This window comes from Vibrio sp. 811, from assembly GCF_033339195.1.
The window spans coordinates 1-596 of sequence record NZ_JAWOUB010000641.1 but is presented as its reverse complement, the minus strand read 5'-3'; the positions used below and the strand labels follow the sequence as shown (position 1 = coordinate 596).

Sequence of the window (596 nt, the reverse complement as noted above, 5' to 3'; positions counted from 1 at the left end):
ACTGGCTTACCCAACTCGGCACTGAACTCGGAGCTTTCGCTAAGCCTTTTAAATCCAAGGTGTTGTTGTTGATGCGAATTTCGGATAAAGAGATTTCTTGGTTGCCCAATTTTGCTAATGACTGCATCACACCTGAGTAACCCGTGCGTTGCGAATCATCGTACTTGCCCACCGCTTTCAAGGAATCTCGCTTAGCTTTGACTTCACGCTCTAGACGCGCTTTGGCCGCTAACTTATTGGGATCAGGCTGGTGCTTACGCAGCTTCACTTGGTAGTAATCTAAGTCAGATTTAAGAATATCGCCCTTGCCTTTCACAATCGCAATTTCATCTTCCAAACCTTCACTTTGCCAAGACACGTAGCCGTAAGACAACAGAATCACAGCCGCAGCCGCGCCCCAAGAAATCGCCACATTTTTTAGCGTAAGGAGATCTTTTTTCGGCTTTAAATGATCAGGATATAGATTGACGCGTCGATTTGTAGACGCCGCCGCCGCATCCGCAAGCACATGACCAGAGAGTTCATGTTCTTCAGGCAGTAGTGACGATACTTTGGTGCTTAAGCGGTAGTTAAGCGACTGAACCAATTCGTTCTCA

General features: G+C 47.0%; 1 pseudogene. It reads right to left on the bottom strand.

Annotation, left to right across the window (positions count from 1 at the left end):
• A pseudogene (locus R7Q46_RS28570) lies at positions 1-596 on the bottom strand (MSHA biogenesis protein MshI); the annotation flags it as partial.